Origin of the sequence: Mesorhizobium sp. Root552 (genome assembly GCF_001427285.1) — a bacterium.
Taxonomy (GTDB): domain Bacteria; phylum Pseudomonadota; class Alphaproteobacteria; order Rhizobiales; family Rhizobiaceae; genus Mesorhizobium.
The window spans coordinates 262514-278957 of sequence record NZ_LMFV01000061.1 but is presented as its reverse complement, the minus strand read 5'-3'; the positions used below and the strand labels follow the sequence as shown (position 1 = coordinate 278957).

At 62.3% G+C, this 16444-nt stretch carries 21 protein-coding genes; all 21 read left to right on the top strand.

Features of this window, described 5'->3' with window-relative positions; all coding sequences use genetic code 11:
- The first annotated feature begins 37 nt into the window (after positions 1–37).
- Positions 38–1219, top strand: a complete 1182-nt coding sequence (locus tag ASD50_RS20545) for a phage portal protein (protein WP_056245599.1) — start codon at positions 38–40, stop codon at positions 1217–1219.
- A 164-nt stretch (positions 1220–1383) separates the two neighbouring features.
- On the top strand, positions 1384–1743 hold the full coding sequence (locus ASD50_RS20540; protein WP_056245596.1) for a DUF6107 family protein: 360 nt from the start codon (positions 1384–1386) through the stop codon (positions 1741–1743).
- Positions 1733–2428: an HK97 family phage prohead protease gene (locus ASD50_RS20535; protein ID WP_056245593.1), complete on the top strand. Its 696-nt coding sequence runs from the start codon at positions 1733–1735 to the stop codon at positions 2426–2428. Before ASD50_RS20540 ends, ASD50_RS20535 begins: the two co-directional genes overlap by 11 nt.
- Entirely contained in the window at positions 2425–3681 is a 1257-nt protein-coding gene (locus ASD50_RS20530) for a phage major capsid protein (RefSeq protein ID WP_056245591.1), read from the top strand. Before ASD50_RS20535 ends, ASD50_RS20530 begins: the two co-directional genes overlap by 4 nt.
- A gap of 103 nt (positions 3682–3784) precedes the next feature.
- Complete coding sequence (locus ASD50_RS20525) at positions 3785–4354, top strand: head-tail connector protein (RefSeq protein WP_056245588.1); 570 nt, start codon at positions 3785–3787, stop codon at positions 4352–4354.
- The gene (locus ASD50_RS20520) at positions 4354–4689 is read left to right on the top strand and encodes a phage head closure protein (RefSeq protein WP_056245585.1); all 336 of its coding nucleotides are present in this window, start codon (positions 4354–4356) and stop codon (positions 4687–4689) included. The genes ASD50_RS20525 and ASD50_RS20520 overlap by 1 nt, the downstream gene beginning before the upstream one ends.
- The gene (locus ASD50_RS20515) at positions 4686–4877 is read left to right on the top strand and encodes a hypothetical protein (RefSeq protein ID WP_056245581.1); all 192 of its coding nucleotides are present in this window, start codon (positions 4686–4688) and stop codon (positions 4875–4877) included. Before ASD50_RS20520 ends, ASD50_RS20515 begins: the two co-directional genes overlap by 4 nt.
- Positions 4858–5265 (top strand): DUF3168 domain-containing protein, encoded by a 408-nt coding sequence (locus tag ASD50_RS20510; RefSeq protein WP_056245577.1) that lies wholly within the window; start codon positions 4858–4860, stop codon positions 5263–5265. Before ASD50_RS20515 ends, ASD50_RS20510 begins: the two co-directional genes overlap by 20 nt.
- A gap of 54 nt (positions 5266–5319) precedes the next feature.
- Positions 5320–5736 (top strand): phage major tail protein, TP901-1 family, encoded by a 417-nt coding sequence (locus tag ASD50_RS20505; protein WP_056245574.1) that lies wholly within the window; start codon positions 5320–5322, stop codon positions 5734–5736.
- Positions 5733–6074: a gene transfer agent family protein gene (locus ASD50_RS20500; RefSeq protein ID WP_056245571.1), complete on the top strand. Its 342-nt coding sequence runs from the start codon at positions 5733–5735 to the stop codon at positions 6072–6074. The genes ASD50_RS20505 and ASD50_RS20500 overlap by 4 nt, the downstream gene beginning before the upstream one ends.
- A gap of 41 nt (positions 6075–6115) precedes the next feature.
- Complete coding sequence (locus ASD50_RS20495; RefSeq protein ID WP_056245568.1) at positions 6116–6298, top strand: phage tail assembly chaperone; 183 nt, start codon at positions 6116–6118, stop codon at positions 6296–6298.
- On the top strand, positions 6291–6866 hold the full coding sequence (locus tag ASD50_RS20490) for a phage tail tape measure protein (RefSeq protein ID WP_056245565.1): 576 nt from the start codon (positions 6291–6293) through the stop codon (positions 6864–6866). The genes ASD50_RS20495 and ASD50_RS20490 overlap by 8 nt, the downstream gene beginning before the upstream one ends.
- A gap of 17 nt (positions 6867–6883) precedes the next feature.
- Positions 6884–7522: a DUF2460 domain-containing protein gene (locus tag ASD50_RS20485; RefSeq protein ID WP_244484602.1), complete on the top strand. Its 639-nt coding sequence runs from the start codon at positions 6884–6886 to the stop codon at positions 7520–7522.
- Entirely contained in the window at positions 7519–8409 is an 891-nt protein-coding gene (locus tag ASD50_RS20480; protein WP_056245559.1) for a DUF2163 domain-containing protein, read from the top strand. Before ASD50_RS20485 ends, ASD50_RS20480 begins: the two co-directional genes overlap by 4 nt.
- On the top strand, positions 8406–8864 hold the full coding sequence (locus ASD50_RS20475) for an NlpC/P60 family protein (RefSeq protein ID WP_056245555.1): 459 nt from the start codon (positions 8406–8408) through the stop codon (positions 8862–8864). The genes ASD50_RS20480 and ASD50_RS20475 overlap by 4 nt, the downstream gene beginning before the upstream one ends.
- Positions 8865–8886: 22 nt before the next feature.
- A complete protein-coding gene (locus ASD50_RS20470) occupies positions 8887–12783 on the top strand; it encodes a glycoside hydrolase/phage tail family protein (protein WP_056245553.1) in 3897 nt (1298 codons plus the stop codon).
- A 34-nt stretch (positions 12784–12817) separates the two neighbouring features.
- Positions 12818–13024, top strand: coding sequence for a hypothetical protein (locus ASD50_RS20465; RefSeq protein WP_056245552.1), 207 nt, complete (start codon positions 12818–12820; stop codon positions 13022–13024).
- A gap of 132 nt (positions 13025–13156) precedes the next feature.
- Positions 13157–13456, top strand: coding sequence for a hypothetical protein (locus tag ASD50_RS20460; RefSeq protein WP_056245550.1), 300 nt, complete (start codon positions 13157–13159; stop codon positions 13454–13456).
- A gap of 88 nt (positions 13457–13544) precedes the next feature.
- Positions 13545–14210, top strand: coding sequence for a response regulator transcription factor (locus ASD50_RS20455; RefSeq protein ID WP_056245547.1), 666 nt, complete (start codon positions 13545–13547; stop codon positions 14208–14210).
- Entirely contained in the window at positions 14194–15627 is a 1434-nt protein-coding gene (locus ASD50_RS20450) for an ATP-binding protein (protein WP_056245544.1), read from the top strand. Before ASD50_RS20455 ends, ASD50_RS20450 begins: the two co-directional genes overlap by 17 nt.
- A 226-nt stretch (positions 15628–15853) precedes the next feature.
- Positions 15854–16291, top strand: coding sequence for a hypothetical protein (locus tag ASD50_RS20445; RefSeq protein WP_056245542.1), 438 nt, complete (start codon positions 15854–15856; stop codon positions 16289–16291).
- Positions 16292–16444: the final 153 nt, after the last annotated feature.

Here is a 16444-nt window from a genome sequence, read left to right as displayed (position 1 = left end):
GCCCCATATCCGAAATCGGAATAACATAGGATTTGCAATGGCTTGGAAATGGCCCTGGCCTCGCGCTGCGGGGAGTGACGGCGTGCGCGTGGAAACCAAGAGCGGCGGCGGCGGCGGCTTCATCGCCCTCCACCAGCAGGGCGAGGCGCATTGGACGCGGCGCGATTATGCGACGCTGGCGCGTGAAGGTTTCATGCGCAACCCGATCGTACACCGCGCGGTGAGACTGGTTTCGGAAGCCGCCTCGACCGTGCCGTGGCTGCTCTACAGCGGTGCTGCCGAACTGGTGGAACATCCGCTGCTGGCGCTGCTGGAACGGCCCAACCAGCGGCAGGCTGGCGCGACCTTTCTGGAGGCGCTTTACGGCCACCTGCTTTTGGCCGGCAACGCCTATGTCGAACTCATCGATCTGGGCGAGGGCGCGCGTGAACTGCATCTTCTGCGTCCCGACAGGGTGTCGGTCGCGACCGATGCGAGCGGCTGGCCAATTGCGCTCGACCATCGCGAAGGAAGTTCGCGCCGCCGCGTTGCCCTGGGATTGGGTGAACAGGGTGGGGCGGCACACCTGACGCTGTTTCATCCGCTGGAGGATCACTACGGGTTCCCTCCGCTGGAGGCAGCGTCGATGGCGCTCGACACGCACAATGCGGCGGGGCGCTGGAACAAGGCGCTGCTCGACAATTCGGCACGGCCCTCAGGCGCGCTGGTCTATGCGCCCAAGGAAGGCGGCAACCTGACCGACGAACAGTTCGACCGGCTGAAAGCCGAACTGGAACAGGGATATTCCGGCCCGACACGCGCGGGGCGGCCACTGCTGCTGGAAGGCGGGCTCGATTGGAAGGCTATGGGGCTGACGCCGAAGGACATGGATTTCGTCGAGGCGAAGCATTCGGCAAGCCGCGACATTGCCCTGGCTTTCGGGGTGCCGCCAATGCTGCTCGGCATTCCGGGCGACAACACCTATGCCAACTACCAGGAAGCGAACCGCGCCTTTTACCGGCTGACGGTGCTGCCATTGGTGGCGCGCACGGCAAAGGACCTCTCGGCGTGGCTCGGGCCAGTCTTCGGTGACGGACTGCGGCTGTGGTTCGACGCGGACCGTATCGATGGTCTGAGCGGTGACCGCGACGCGCTGTGGACGCGCTTGGAAGCGGCTTCCTTCCTGACCGAGGACGAGAAGCGCGAGGCGGTGGGGTATCAGCCAAGGGGCAGGGAATAGGGCAGTAGGGCAGTAGGGCAGTAGGGGAAAGAGGTGGTGTCGGTGACCGCGCGGGCTTCCGCCGTCTCGGGTTCGTCCCGCTTCCTGCCCCGCACCTAAACACCTACTGCCTTACTGCCCTATCCCCCTAACCCCCTCACTTTTCACGATTGGAGCGGACGAACATGAACGACGACACCTGGCTGTGGGTAGCCAAGGGTGCCGGCGCCATCGCGGGTTCGGCGATTTCGCTGGCTTACATTTTGCCGCACGGACGCCGCGAGGCGGCGACGCGCTTTGCGGTCGGCGTGGTGTGCGGGCTGGTTTTCGGCGGCAGCGCCGGACTGAAGGTGGCGACGGAACTCGGCATCGCAAATGCGATCGGCTCGCTCGAACTGATGTTGATGGGCTCGGCTGCCGCCAGCCTGTGCGCGTGGTGGGCGCTGGGCTTCATCATGCGGGCATTTGTCCAGAGCTGGCCGCCCGGGCCAATTCAGGCGACGCAAAAAGGTGCGAATGAACAGGAGACGGCCGATGAGCGCTGACGCCTTGGCAAGAAGATGCGATCGCAAGTTCGTCGATGCCGTGCTGGGGGATGTCGAGCATGATGGCACTTTCTCAGGCTATGCCAGCCTGTTTGGCCGGGTCGATCTCGGCAAGGACGTGGTCGAGCGGGGCGCGTTTTCCAATTCGCTGCTGAGGCGCAAGGCGTCAGGCATTCGCATGCTGTTCCAGCATGATCCGAACGAGCCGATAGGGGTTTGGACCGAAATCAGGGAAGACCAGCGCGGCCTGTTCGTGCGCGGGCGGCTTAACAGCGATGTGGGCCGCGCCCGCGAAGTGCTGAGCCTGATGCGCAGCGGCGCGCTGGATGGACTGTCGATCGGCTTCAAGGCGATCAAGACGCGGCGTGACGTAGCGAACGGCGTGCGGCGTATATTCGAGGCCGATCTTTGGGAAATCTCGGTGGTGACTTTTCCCATGCTTCCCGGCGCACGGATCGAAACGGTGAAGGGCAGGCGCAACCGGTTGCTGCCCACTCTCAAGGAATTCGAAACCTGGCTGCGGCGCGATGCCGGGCTTTCCAGGAATGACGCGCGCACGGTCATGACCAAGGGCTTCGAAAGCCTCGTGCGCACGGTGGATGTCACTCCGGGATCTCCGAAGGACCTCGCCATGCGCATCCGCGCATTCACACGCATCATCAACAAAAGAGGACTGTCCATATGAACGCATTTGAGAGCCCTGAGCCGATCGAAACGAAATCGGCCAGCGGCGACTATCTCGACCTGAAGGATGCCTTCGGTGACTTCATGACCACGTTCGAATCCTTCAAGGAGAGCAATGACGAAAAGCTGGCGGAACTGGAAGGACGCCTGGGCGCCGATGTGCTGACCACCGAGAAGGTGGAGCGCATTTCGCGCGCGCTGGACGAGCAGAAGCGGGCCATCGACACCCTTGCCCTGAAGAAGATGCGGCCAGTGCTGGGCCGCGACGGGCAGCCAGCGCCGTCTGAGCATAAGAGCGCGTTCGAGGCCTATATGCGCCAGGGCGACGACCGCTTGCTGCGCTCGCTCGATGCCAAGGCGATGTCCTACGGGTCGGGCCAGGATGGCGGCTATCTGGTGCCGCCCGAGACCGAAACGGAAATCGGCAAGCGGCTTTCGACGCTGTCGCCGATCCGCGCGATCGCTTCGGTGCGGCAGGTTTCGGCGGCGGTGCTGAAGAAGCCGTTTTCGGTGAGCGGCCCCGCGGTCGGCTGGGTGGCCGAGACGGCGGCGCGCCCGCAGACCAATACGGCGACGCTGGCCGAACTGCAGTTTCCGACCATGGAGCTTTACGCCATGCCGGCAGCGACGGCGTCCTTGCTGGAAGATGCGGTGGTCGATCTCGACCAGTGGATTTCGAGCGAGGTCGAGGCGGCTTTCGCCGAGCAGGAGGGCGCGGCCTTTGTCTCTGGCGACGGCAACAGCAAGCCGAAAGGTTTCCTGAGCTACGACAAGGTTGCCGAAAGTGCCTGGGAATGGGGCAAGGTTGGCTACACGCTGACAGGGGTGGCCGGCGCGCTGCCGGCGGAGGACGCTTCGGACGTTCTGATCGACACGATCTATGCGCTGAAGGCGGGCTATCGGCAAAACGCCAACTGGGTGATGAACCGCAAGACGCAGGCGGCGATCCGCAAGCTGAAGGACGGCGACGGCAACTATCTGTGGCAACCGCCGGCGGCGCCCGGCCAGAAGGCCATGCTGATGGGCTTTCCTCTGGTCGAGGCCGAGGATATGCCCGACATCGGCAACGATGCGACGCCGGTCGCCTTCGGCGATTTCGGGCGCGGCTACCTGGTGGTCGACCGCGCAGGCGTCAGGGTGCTGCGCGATCCCTACTCCGCTAAGCCCTATGTGCTGTTCTACACCACCAAGCGCGTGGGCGGCGGCGTGCAGGACTTCGACGCGATCAAGCTGCTCAAGTTCGGCACCGTCTGAGCATAGGCGGCGCGGTTTGGGCCGCGCTGGCAAGTGCACGAAGCGGCCCCGGTATCACGCGCCGGGGCCACAACTTTTCCCCCTCGCTCCACAAGGCAATCGAATGACATTGATGCGAACCGTCGCTCCGGCGGTCGAACCCGTGACGCTGGCCGAGGTGAAGGCGCATCTGCGCCTCGACCACGCGTCGGAGGATGAACTTCTGGGCGGCCTGATCCGCGCCGCCCGCGAAGAGGTCGAACGTGCGACCGGCCTGGCGCTGATCGACCAGGACTGGCGGCTGGTGTTGGACGAATGGCCGGCCAATGGGTCGATCACTATTGCGCTGCATCCGGTGAAGACGATTACGTCGGTGACCTCATATGGCACCGAGGGCGAGGCTTCGCAGGTCGATCCGGCGAGCTATCAGGCGGATACGGTGTCGAGGCCGGCGCGGCTGCATTTCGAGGCGGTACCGAAGGCGCTGCGCGCCATGAACGGCATCGAGGTGGACTTCAAGGCAGGCTTCGGCGAGGCGGGAACCGATGTGCCGGACCTGTTGCGCCGCGCCCTCGTGCTTCTCGTCGCGCATTGGTACGAATTCAGGGCGAGCTTCGGGCCGAACGACCAGCCGGTGGGCTACCCCGCCGGTTATGAGCGGCTGATTGCCGGCTATCGCCTGCGGAGGCTCTGATGCAGGCGACGTTCCTCAATCCGGGTGTTTTGCGCACCGAGCTGGCGTTGGAAATAGCGGCGCGCGTCGCCGATGATCTCGGCGGCTTTTCCGAGAGCTGGGCCGAAGTGGCAACGGTGTTCGCGCGGATCGAGCCGCTGGCGGCGCAAAGCAGGTTCGGCGCTGACCAGACGCTTGAAACGGTGACGCACCGCATCACGCTTCGACATCGGGACGGCGTGGCAAGCGGCATGCGGTTCAGGCGGCATGCGCGGTTGTTCGATATCCTCACGGTTCACGATCCCGATGAAAGCGGACGTTATCTGGTGTGCAGGGTGAGGGAGAAAGGCGCATGAACCTGACCATGGCGATAACGCTGGACGGGCTGGTTCGCGCCTTGCGCTGGAAGGCCCACGACCTCGCCGAAAGCACCGAAAACGGCTACGCTGGCAGCCGCGATATCCCGCCCGTGGAGCCGTCGGCTCGCTTTGGGATCGATGGTGACCGGGCGGAAGGAGCAGGCGATGAACTCCGCAGCCGCTGACCTGCAAAAGGCGCTGTTTTTCGAACTCAATGACGATGCAACGCTGACTGCCCTTCTGGGCGGACAGAATGTGTTCGACCTGGCGCCGGACAAGACGGCGTTTCCCTATGTGACCTTTGGGCGGACCAGCATTTTCGACTGGAGCACCGGTACGGAAAGCGGCACCGAGCAGCTTTGCACGCTGCACATCTGGTCGAAGGCCAAGGGCAAGAAGGAAGCGTTCGACATCATGGCCGCGATGCGCGCCAGGCTCGATCAGGCACCGCTCGAACTCGGCGCGCATCATCTCGTCAATTTCCGTTTCGAGTTCGCAGAAGTGCTCTTCGACGAGGAGCAGGCCGTCTACCACGGGCTGCTGCGCTTCCGCGCCGTGATCGAAGACATCTGATCCGCGTGATCCGCGCGCGCGGATCATTTTCAATTTCCGGACAAGGAGACCGACATGGTCGCACAGAAGGGCAAGGACCTTCTTCTCAAGATCGATTCCGATGGGCTGGGCACATTCGTCACCGTTGCGGGTTTGCGCTCCAAGCGCATCGCCTTCAACAGCGAGACGGTTGACGTCACCGACGCGGATTCTGCCGGACGGTGGCGCGAATTGCTGGCCGGAAGCGGTGTGCAGCGAGCCGCCGTCAGCGGCTCCGGCATATTCAAGGATGCCCAATCCGACGCATTGATCCGCACGCGCTTCTTCGCCGGCGAGATCGGTAACTGGCAGATGGCAGTACCCGACTTCGGCGTCGTGACCGGTGCGTTCCAGATCACGTCGCTGGAATATACCGGCGCGCATGATGGCGAGGTAACGTTCGAAATGGCGCTCGAATCTGCCGGGCCCGTTACGTTTGCGGTGACGCCATGAGCGCCAACAGACGCCGAGGCGAAATATCCGCTGAACTCGATGGCAGGCAGGTCAGGCTTTGCCTGACGCTTGGCGCATTGGCCGAGCTTGAGGCGGCCTATGCTGCCGATGATCTTGGCATGCTGGTGGAGCGCTTCTCGACAGGCCGGCTTTCGGCGCTGGACATGATACGGATCATTGGCGCCGGCCTGCGCGGCGCGGGCGATGACGTCAGCGACGAGGCGGTCAAGACGATGCAGACAGCAGACGGCGCAGCAGGGTTCGCCGCCATCGTGACCGAACTTCTGACAACGACATTTGGGGCAGGCTCCGCCAAGGATCGGCCCGCAAACCCCTAGCAGCCGCAGCGGGCCGGGCAGCCTTTCCCTGGGACGAGGTCATGGCGGTTGGCTTCGGTCTGCTGCGGCTTTCACCAAGCGCATTCTGGGCGATGACGCCGATCGAGTTCGAGCGGGCGGCCCGACCCTTTTCAAAGCGGGTCGTGGCGCCTGCGCGGGCGGATATGGCCAGACTGATGCGCATATTTCCGGACAATTTAAGCAAGGAGGCGGGTCTTGGCTGAAGACGTGGTCGTGGCGATCAGGGCGGATACCGCGCCCTTTCAGGCTGCACTGGCAAATCTTGAAAAGCTGTCCGGAAGCTTCGGCGATCAACTGGCGGGCGCGCTCAAGGGCGCGACCGTAAATGGCAGGCAGCTTGATGACGTGCTGCGCAGGCTGGGCCTCAACCTGGCAGGGATGGCGCTGTCGCAAGGGTTGAAGCCGCTGACGAACCTGGCCGGGTCGCTGTTTGCCAACCTGTTCGGCGGATTGGCAGGAGCGCTGCCCTTCGCGAAAGGCGGGGTGACGGGTGCGCCAATTCCATTTGCCTCGGGCGGCGTGGTTTCGGCACCGACCTATTTCCCGATGGGCGGCCAGCTTGGCCTGATGGGCGAAGCCGGCAGCGAAGCGATCCTGCCGCTAAGACGCGGCGCCGATGGCAGCCTTGGGGTTGCCGCTTCGGCGGGAAGTACGCCGGTCAATGTAGTGTTCAACGTCAAGGCGCAGGATGCGGCGTCCTTCCGCAAATCCGAGGCGCAGATAACCGGCATGCTGGCGCGGGCGGTATCGCGCGGAACACGAACATTTTGAGGTGAATGGTGTCGGATCTGGCAAGCTTCCATGACGTTCTTTTTCCTCTCGGCGTGTCGTTCGGCGCGACGGGGGGACCGGAGCGGCGCAACGAGATCATTTCTCTGACTTCGGGACGGGAAAAGCGTAACAGCCGCTTCGCGAATTCACGCCGCCACTATGACGCCGGCACAGGGCTGCGGTCGCTGGACGATTTGCAGGAAGTGATCGCCTTCTTCGAGGCGCGGCGCGGCTCGCTGCACGCTTTCCGTTTTCGCGATCCGTTCGAGATGAAGTCCTGTGCGCCAGCACTGGCACCCTCAGCCATGGACCAATCGCTTGGCTTCGGAGATGGCACGGTTTCACGCTTTGCACTTGTCAAAGTGTACGGCTCGGGCGCCGACGCCTATCAGCGGTCGATCAGGAAGCCGGTTGCAGCAACGCTGCGCGTGGCAGTGGCCGGCCTGGAGCGCCCCGCTGCGGACTTTTCGTTCGATCAAACGACGGGCGAAGTCGTTTTCACCGAAGCCGCCAAGCCGGGCGCTGGTCAGCGGGTTACAGCCGGTTTCGAGTTCGATGTTCCGGTTCGCTTCGACACCGAGCGGATCGCCATCAGCCTCAAGGCTTTCAAAGCCGGGCAAATTCCGTCGATCCCTCTTGTCGAGGTTCAGCTATGACCGACTATCCGCAGGAACTTGCTGACCATTTCAACCGCGACGTGACGAGCATATGCCATTGCTGGCGGCTGACCAGGAAGGACGACGCAACGCTGGGCTTTACGGATCACGACCGTAAATTGTTCGTGGATGGCACGTTGTTCGAACCGGAAAGTGGCCTCAGTTCCAGCGAGGCGCGCCAGTCACTTGGCCTTTCCGTCGATACCTTGGACGTGGAGGGCGTATTGTCGTCCGAACGCATCACGGACGAGGACATCGCCTTTGGCGTCTATGATGGCGCGAAGGTCGAGACCTATCTTGTCAATTGGCGGCAGCCGGAGAAGTTCGCCCGCATCAAGGTTGCGACAATCGGCAAGATAACTCGTCGCGATGGCAGTTTCGTTGCCGAACTTGAAAGCCCGGCGCATCAACTGGATCAGTCGAACGGGCGTTATGTGACGCGAAAATGCGACGCGGAACTGGGCGATGCGCGCTGTCGTGTTCTGCTCGACCAGCCGGCTTTCAACGGGCTGGGCGAGGTGGCAGGGTTCGATGCGGCCGAGGAACTTCGTGTGTCCGGTCTGGCCGGGTTCGAGACGGGATGGTTTTCATTCGGTGCGCTGACATGGACGAGCGGAGCGCGGACGGGGCGTGCCGAGCGCATCGTTGACCATAGGCGTGACGGCGATGTGGTGTTGCTGGTTCTGCAACCCATATTCGGGCCGACAGTTCAGACAGGCGATGCATTCAAGGTCGTGGCCGGCTGCGACCACAGCTTTGCGACATGCAAGGCCAAGTTTGCCAATGCTTTGAATTTCCGTGGCTTTCCACACCTGCCGGGAAACGATGCAGCCTACGCCTATGTCTCCGATGGCGGCAATTTCGACGGCGGCCCGGTGGTGCCATGAACGTGGCAAAAACCATTGGTGCGCGACCGGAGGCAGACGAAATCGTTGCGGAAGCGTTATCCTGGTTGGGAACGCCATATCGGCATCAGGCGTACAGCAAGGGCGTGGGTTGCGATTGCCTCGGCCTGATCCGAGGTGTTTGGCGTTCGCTTTATGGCGATGAACTCGAAGTGCCGGCCGACTATGCGCCCGACTGGGCGGAAGCGAGTGGAGAAGAGCGGCTGCTTCTCGGAGCAGGGCGTAATCTCAAGCCCAAGCCGCTGGGTGCATTTGCTGCCGGTGACGTGCTGGTATTTCGCTGGCGGCCGCATTTGCCGGCCAAGCACGCGGGCATCGCGCTGAGCCAAAGCCATTTCGTCCACGCCTACCAGGGCGGTGGATCGGTGGTGAAGTCTGCGCTGGTCTCGCAGTGGCGACGGCGTCTTGCGGGCGTGTTCGTCTTTCCAAATTCTTGAACTTCCTACGCCGGAGCATTTCATGGCGACAATCTTGCTGCAGGCGGCGGGCGCCTATTTGGGCGGCTTTCTTGGTTCGGTCGGTGGTGCTGTGGGCTCTGCTGTCGGCGCCCTGGCCGGCTATGCAATCAACCGCGCGCTGATCAACGGCACGCAGCGGATCGAGGGTCCGCGATTGGCCAATGCGCGGCCATTCAGCGCCGAGGAAGGGGCTGCGATCCCGCGCCTCTATGGCACCGCGAGGCTCGGTGGCACGCTGATCTGGGCGACCCGTTTCGAAGAAAGCCGCACGACAAGGCGGCAAGGCAAGCTGGGGCCGAAGGTCACGGAATTTTCGTACTACGCCAATGCCGCGTTCCTGCTGTGCGAAGGGGAGATCGCCGGCATCCGGCGTGTGTGGGCAGACGGACGGGAAATCGACCGGGAAACTGTCGAGTTCAGGATCTATCGCGGCAGCGAAGATCAGCCGGCCGATCCGCTCATCGAAGCCAAGCAGGGCGAGGGCAATACGCCTGCCTATCGCGGCGTGGCCTATGTCGTGGTCGACCGGCTGGATATCGGCAGCTTTGGCAACCGTATCCCGCAACTGCAATTCGAAGTGATCCGCCCGGTGGGCAAGCTGCGCACGGCGGTCAAGTCGGTGGCGCTGTTGCCTGGCGCAACCGAGTACGGCCTTTCACCGAAGCTGGTGACGCGCCAGAAGCGACCGGGAGAACAGCAGGCGCTCAACCGCAACGTGCTTTTCGCCGGCACCGATATCGCGGCCTCGCTCGACGAATTGCAAATGACATGCCCGAACCTGAAGCACATTGCGCTGGTGGTGACATGGTTCGGCGACGATCTGCGCGCCGGGCATTGCCGAATCCGGCCGGCAGTGATCACGAGCAATGGCGGCGGGCTGTCGAGCAACTGGCTGGTGTCGGGGACGGCCAGACAAGGCGCGATGGTGGTCTCGCAACATGACGGCGGCGCTGCCTATGGCGGTACGCCCTCGGATCGCAGCGTGCTCGACGCCATTGCCGAGATCAAGGCGCGCGGATTTGGCGTGACGCTTTACCCCTTCGTCATGATGGATATTGCCGATGGCAATGGATTGCCGGACCCTTATGGCGGTTCGAGCCAGCCAAGCTATCCGTGGCGGGGGCGCATCAGTTGCGATCCCGCACCTTTGCAAGCAGGGACAGCCGACAAGACTGGAACTGCGCGGACACAGGTCGCGTCGTTTTGCGGCGCTGCGCTGCCATCCCAGTTTGCAGATGGCGGCGATACGGTCTTGTTTTCCGGAACGCCAAGTGATTGGGGCTACCGCCGTTTCATCCTTCACTATGCGCGTCTTGCGCTGAAAGCGGGTGGCGTCGAAGCGTTCCTGCTTGGCAGCGAGTTGCGCGGCCTGACCACGGTGCGCGACGATGAAGGGACCTTCCCGTTCGTCGGCCAACTGGCGGCGCTTGCCGCTGATGTGCGGGCTGTTCTGGGGCCAGCGGTGCGCCTTACCTACGGCGCCGACTGGAGCGAGTATTTCGGCTACCAACCGGCGGATGGCTCAGGCGATGTGCTGTTCCATCTCGATCCGCTATGGGCGCATCCGGCGATCGATGCGGTTGGCATCGACAACTACATGCCGCTTTCGGATTGGCGCGATGGAGACTATGCCGGTGGCAGCCCGGACGGTTTTGCCGGGCCGTATGACCCGGCGGGCCTGAAGGCAGCGATAAATTCCGGCGAGGGGTTCGACTGGTACTATGAGAGCGATGAGGCCCGCGCGGCGCGGCAGCGTTCGCCGATCACCGACGGTGCCTACGGCAAGCCCTGGGTGTTTCGTTACAAGGACATCGTCAACTGGTGGTCGAACGCGCATTTCGACCGGATCGGTGGGGTCGAGGCCGCGACGCCAACTGCTTGGGTGGCACGGGGCAAGCCCATCTGGCTGACAGAGGTCGGCGCGCCGGCGGTGGACAAGGGACCGAACCAGCCAAACATGTTTCCCGACCCGAAATCGGCGGAAAGCGGATCGCCCTACTTTTCCAATGGCGGTCGTTCTGACCATGCCCAGCGCAGCCTGATCGAAGCGCATATGGCGCATTGGGACCCTGCGACATTGGGTTTCAACGAAGCCGGCAATCCGGTTTCGAACGTGTATGGCGGCAACATGCTCGACCCGGAGCGGATATATCTTTGGGCTTGGGATGCAAGGCCGTTTCCGGCTTTTCCGCAGCGGACCGATTTGTGGTCGGACGGTGCGAACTGGTTTTCGGGCCACTGGCTGAACGGGCGGCTGGCAAGCCCGGACCTGGCTTCGCTGGTGAATGCCATCCTGGCCGATCACGGCCAGCCGCCGGCATTGGTCGAAGGCGTCGAGGGAATGGTCCACGGCTATGTCGTGGCCGATCCCTCTTCGGTGCGGGCCGCGCTGGAACCGCTGGTCGACCTCTTCGACCTTGCCGTGATCGAGACGCCGGATGGGCTTGCTTTCGAAAAGGCAGGCGCAGGGCGCTCGGGGGTCATCGAAGTAAATGAGTTGGCGAGCGAAGAAGGGGTGCCGCTGGTCGAGACGGTTCGCAATCCGGATCACGAGTTTCCGGCCGAGGCGTTGCTGACGTTTACCGATCCGATGGCGGAATATCAGGCCGGTACAGCCAGGACGCGGCGGCTAGGTGCGGTTGGCAGACGGCAACGGACGATCGTATTTCCGGGCGTGATCGAGAGCGGACAGGCGAGCGCCCTGATCGAGGACTGGCTGCAGCGGGCCTGGTATCAGCGCGAGGCTGTGAGTTTTTCCGTTGCACAGCCGAATGCGGACATCGTTCCGGGTGCGGTCGTGAGATTGCCGGGCTCAGGGAGCAGTTCGGACTTCCTGGTGACGGGCGTCGAGGACGGCCTCGTGCGACGGGTGTCTGCGCGGCAGATTGCCTTTGCGGCGCCGAGCCCCTGGCGCAGTGTGCTGAGCCAGCCACCGGCAGCTGCGCTGGTGTCCGCTGGCCAACCGCATGCGGTGTTTCTCGACCTACCGAGCGGTGTGGGAGAGGGCACGCCTGCCGAGCAGTTTCGTGTCGCGGTATGGCAAAAGCCGTGGCGCAGCCAGATCCTGTTTACATCCCCGGAATTGACCGGCTTCGCGCCAAGAGGGCTGGTCTTGCGGCCAGCGATGCTGGGCCGTTTGCTCGAACCGTTGGCACCCGGCGTCGAGGGGCGGATTTCCAGCGCGAAGTCTGTAGCGGTCGAGCTTTTCGACGCCGAGGTTTCAAGCGTCAGCCTGTTGCAGTTGCTGAACGGGGCGAATGCGGCGGCGGTTCGATCTCTATCCGGGGCTTGGGAAATCCTGCAATTTCAACAGGCCGAGGAGATTGCGCCGCAGCAGTGGCGCTTGACAGGCTTGCTCAGGGGGCAGCTAGGCACCGGCGACGCGATGGCTGTAGGTTCCGCTGCCGAAGCCGATTTCGTCATTCTAGACGATGGCGTTGTTCCCGCAGGGCTTTTGCCGGGAGAGGTGGGTCTTGAGCTCAACTGGCGGGTCGGCCCGTCCGGTTCGGATATATCCGGTCTTCAATTCGTGACGAGCCGGCAAATCGGAGGGCTACGGGCGCAATTGCCGCTTTCGCCGGTTCATTTGCGGGCAAGTCGGTCTGCCGGAGATGTGCTGCTGTCGTGGGTAAGGCGTGGCCGCATCGGGGCGGATAGCTGGGATGCCGCAGAAATCCCGCTGGGCGAGGAGCGCGAAGAATACAGGCTGGAAATCGCGGGGCCAGGCGGTCCCGTGGTGCGCACAGTGACGGTTGGCCAGCAACAATGGCTCTATCCTGCAGCCGATATCGCTTCGGATTTCGCCGTCTTGCCGCCCACGCTGGACATCACCGTTAGGCAACTGAGCACCTCGGTCGGGTGGGGAATCCCCGCCACCGCGCGCCTTGTGCTCATCTGAAATCGACCATCGACACAAGCAAAGGAGCCGCGCAATGATCGCGATAAAACCATGGTATCTTTCGCGTACGATCTGGGCGTCGATCGTGACCATATTGACCGGCGCTGCCGGCCTGACGGGCCTGCCACTTGACGGCTTGGATGGATCGGCGCTCGCCGACACCCTTCTTCAGGCTGTCAGTGCGATTTCCGGCCTGATCGCCGTCTTCGGCAGGTTGTCTGCCAAGGAGCGAATAGGCTAGGATTGGCTCACGGCATGGCTGGGCGGGAGCCATGCCGTTTCTGGCACGCATTTGCCAAGCCGGGTGGGGGAAAATGTTGAATAAGCATGGTGTTCATTCCGCGTTCAGCCGCAATTGGTTAGGACGTCGAGCATGAAAAAGTTTCGTCACCTCTTGAGATCGGTTCTGCCGGTGATTTGCGCATCCGCACTTGGGATTTCCGAGGCGATTGCGTTGCCGGTAGCCGCGCCTCAGCTGGAAAGCCCCGTCGTCAAGGTTGCCGCCGATTGCTACTCCATCGGCCAGCAGGTCGCCGCACAGGCTGGAGGAACGCTGGCCAAGGCCTCGGAAGCGAACAGGGGCGGCCAGTCGGTCTGCGTTATCGTCGTGCTGATCCCCGGCAAGGACGGGCAGCGCCCGCGCCGCACGGAAATCGTGGTGCCTCAGGGTTGAGCGGCCGCACGTTTCAATGGTTTTGGAATCGCCCTATAGCTGGCCGTGATTTCGGCTAACTGGCCTTTGATCGAAAGGGACCGGTCATATGCGTGTACTCGTCGTCGAAGATGACAAGGACCTGAACAGGCAAATCTCCGACGCCCTGATTGACGCCGGCTATGTGGTCGATCGGGCCTATGATGGCGAGGAAGGCCATTTTCTGGGCGATACCGAGCCATATGACGCTGTCATCCTCGATATCGGCCTTCCGCAGATGGACGGTATCAGCGTCGTCGAGCGCTGGCGGCGTGATGGCAAAAAGACGCCGGTGCTGATGCTCACTGCGCGCGACCGCTGGAGCGACAAGGTTGCGGGCATCGATGCGGGCGCCGACGATTATGTCGCCAAGCCTTTCCACATCGAGGAAGTGCTGGCGCGCTTGCGGGCGTTGATCCGGCGCGCGGCCGGCCATGCCTCGTCCGAACTGACTTGCGGTCCGTTGCGGCTGGATACCAAGGCATCGAAAGCCGACATCAATGGGGTGCCGCTCAAGCTGACCTCGCTTGAATTCAGGCTGCTGGCCTATCTCATGCATCACATGGGCGAAGTGGTGTCGCGCACCGAATTGGTCGAGCATCTCTACGATCAGGACTTCGACCGCGATTCCAACACGATCGAAGTGTTCGTGGGACGCTTGCGCAAGAAGATGGGCATGGACCTGATCGAAACGGTTCGTGGCATGGGCTACCGTATCCGTGAGCCGGAGCAATAAGTCGCCAAGCGCACCCTCAACACGCACGGGGAGTTTCGCGCCGCGTGTGTGGCTGCGCTCGCTGACGTTTCGGGTGATAGCCTTCTCGACTATTTGGGCGGTCGTTGCCTTGGTCGTCATCTTCACTTTGATAACCACGCTCTACCGTCAGGCGAGCGAGCGTGGTTTCGACAGCCTGCTTTCGGCGCATCTGTTCAATCTGATCGGCTCGGTCGGCGTGTCCGAGCCAGGGGTTCTGACAGGGGCGCCTGATCTCGGCGACTTGAGGTTTTCCGAACCTGAATCCGGCTGGTACTGGTCCGTGGAGCCTGCTTCCGACGGACTGACCGGCAACCTCAGCTCATCGTCGATGACCGGACCCGTACCTTCGCCAAGCGTTGCCGAGGTTCCATTCGATTCGGAGTTCCAGCGCAGATATCTGGCCGAAGGGCTGAATGGCGAGCAGCTGCAGGTTTTTGAAAGCGAATTCGTGCTGGATGCGAAGAACCGTATCGCCCGCTTCCGCGTGATGGGTAACGAGACGGAACTCGAACAGGAGATAAGTGCGTTTCAACGTCGGTTGCTGACTTATCTGTCGCTGTTCGGTTTCGGCATGATCGCCATCAATGCCATTGCCATCCTCTACGGATTGCAGCCGCTGCGACGTGTCCGCAACGCGCTGGCAATGGTGCGCCAAGGCACGGCCCAGCGGCTGGGAGGCCGGTTTCCGGCTGAAATCGAGCCGCTGGCCAATGAAACCAATGCACTGATCGAGAACAACAAGCGCATTGTCGAGCGATCTCGAACCCAGGTAGGCAACCTCGCTCATTCGCTGAAAACGCCGCTTGCCGTGTTGCTTAACGAAGGCCGTGCGCTTGGTGGGGACAAGGGCAAGCTGATAACCGAGCAGGCAACGTCCATGCAGCAGCAGGTCGAATATTACCTGCAACGCGCCCGCATGGCTGCCCAGCGCGACAGCGTCGTCTATCGCACGCCGGTCAAGCCGCTGGTGCAGAGAATGGTCCGCGTGATGGAGAAGCTTAATCCGAACATCGACCTCCGGTTAACGCTGCCGCAAGACGAGGTTATCTTTGCCGGCGAGCGCGAAGACCTTGAGGAGGTTCTGGGTAATCTGCTCGAGAACGCCATGAAATGGGCAAAGAGTGTGGTGGCAGTTTCCGTCGGGCTTGTTGCGGACGAAGAAGGAAATGCCAGCCTTTTCGAAATCAACATTGAAGATGACGGTCCGGGAATTCCAGAAGGCAAGGCGCGTGAAGCGCTTAAGCGCGGCAAACGCCTTGACGAAAGCAAGCCGGGCACAGGGCTCGGATTGGCGATCGTCGCGGATCTTGTCAACGAATACGGGGGCAAACTGGCATTGGAGCGAGCCACGCTGGGCGGGCTCAAGGCGGGCATCGTTCTGAGAAACGTGGAATGAGGTTCACGGTCAATTATGAAAGGCGCGCCGATTGCGATTTCTACAGTCGGCGTTCATCGGCCCGAATATAGTAACTATGGATTTCCAAAGGTTGTTTTCGACCTGAATGGCGCTTTTTAAGAAGCTTCCAGTAGGTCAAGATGATACGATTCGGACAAACTTCGGTCAAAGATCGAAACTATCGCGATGCGCGATCCGATGGCGCGGCAATGGGGACCTGTCTGGCATGAACTATCGCATGGTGCTTGTCGTTGGATTGCTTGCGCTTTCAGGCTGTGGCACGACGGGACTGGGCGGCGCCTCGACGGGCTTGGCCACGACAGGGGCAGCTTCGAATAGCGGTCGGGTGGGAACGACGGTGATTTCCGCCATGGGTGGAGGATTGGTCAGCGGTTCAATCGGGTCGGGCCTCTCGGAAGGTGAGAGGCGCAAAGGTCTGGAAGCGGAATACAAGGCATTGGAATATACGGCGGGCGGTCAGCCGGTGGCCTGGAAAGGCGACCAGGCCAACCACTATGGCGAAGTCGTCGCAGCACAGCCCTATCGAGTGGGTTCTCAGGATTGCCGGCAATATACCCATACGGTCGTCTCCGGCGGACCGGCGGCGACGGCTCGTGGTACAGCCTGCCGAAACGCAGATGGCAGTTGGACGCCATTGACGTAGAACGCTGGCCCAATGTCCGGATGGCAGCCTTGTTAGGTTGCGCCAAGGCAAAGATTTGGGCGAGGACGAAGGCTATCTGGTCGCGAGCCAACCGCGAATGCGGCGATCAAGTTGATATCACGAAGATTCGTCAAAGGGTCGCAGCGTGCCCGT

Coding starts and splice junctions, on each gene's coding strand:
- ASD50_RS20545 (WP_056245599.1), top strand. CDS start 38: ATGGCTTGGAAATGGCCCTGGCCTCGCGCTGCGGGGAGTGACGGCGTG.
- ASD50_RS20540 (WP_056245596.1), top strand. CDS start 1,384: ATGAACGACGACACCTGGCTGTGGGTAGCCAAGGGTGCCGGCGCCATC.
- ASD50_RS20535 (WP_056245593.1), top strand. CDS start 1,733: ATGAGCGCTGACGCCTTGGCAAGAAGATGCGATCGCAAGTTCGTCGAT.
- ASD50_RS20530 (WP_056245591.1), top strand. CDS start 2,425: ATGAACGCATTTGAGAGCCCTGAGCCGATCGAAACGAAATCGGCCAGC.
- ASD50_RS20525 (WP_056245588.1), top strand. CDS start 3,785: ATGACATTGATGCGAACCGTCGCTCCGGCGGTCGAACCCGTGACGCTG.
- ASD50_RS20520 (WP_056245585.1), top strand. CDS start 4,354: ATGCAGGCGACGTTCCTCAATCCGGGTGTTTTGCGCACCGAGCTGGCG.
- ASD50_RS20515 (WP_056245581.1), top strand. CDS start 4,686: ATGAACCTGACCATGGCGATAACGCTGGACGGGCTGGTTCGCGCCTTG.
- ASD50_RS20510 (WP_056245577.1), top strand. CDS start 4,858: ATGAACTCCGCAGCCGCTGACCTGCAAAAGGCGCTGTTTTTCGAACTC.
- ASD50_RS20505 (WP_056245574.1), top strand. CDS start 5,320: ATGGTCGCACAGAAGGGCAAGGACCTTCTTCTCAAGATCGATTCCGAT.
- ASD50_RS20500 (WP_056245571.1), top strand. CDS start 5,733: ATGAGCGCCAACAGACGCCGAGGCGAAATATCCGCTGAACTCGATGGC.
- ASD50_RS20495 (WP_056245568.1), top strand. CDS start 6,116: ATGGCGGTTGGCTTCGGTCTGCTGCGGCTTTCACCAAGCGCATTCTGG.
- ASD50_RS20480 (WP_056245559.1), top strand. CDS start 7,519: ATGACCGACTATCCGCAGGAACTTGCTGACCATTTCAACCGCGACGTG.
- ASD50_RS20475 (WP_056245555.1), top strand. CDS start 8,406: ATGAACGTGGCAAAAACCATTGGTGCGCGACCGGAGGCAGACGAAATC.
- ASD50_RS20470 (WP_056245553.1), top strand. CDS start 8,887: ATGGCGACAATCTTGCTGCAGGCGGCGGGCGCCTATTTGGGCGGCTTT.
- ASD50_RS20465 (WP_056245552.1), top strand. CDS start 12,818: ATGATCGCGATAAAACCATGGTATCTTTCGCGTACGATCTGGGCGTCG.
- ASD50_RS20460 (WP_056245550.1), top strand. CDS start 13,157: ATGAAAAAGTTTCGTCACCTCTTGAGATCGGTTCTGCCGGTGATTTGC.
- ASD50_RS20455 (WP_056245547.1), top strand. CDS start 13,545: ATGCGTGTACTCGTCGTCGAAGATGACAAGGACCTGAACAGGCAAATC.
- ASD50_RS20445 (WP_056245542.1), top strand. CDS start 15,854: ATGAACTATCGCATGGTGCTTGTCGTTGGATTGCTTGCGCTTTCAGGC.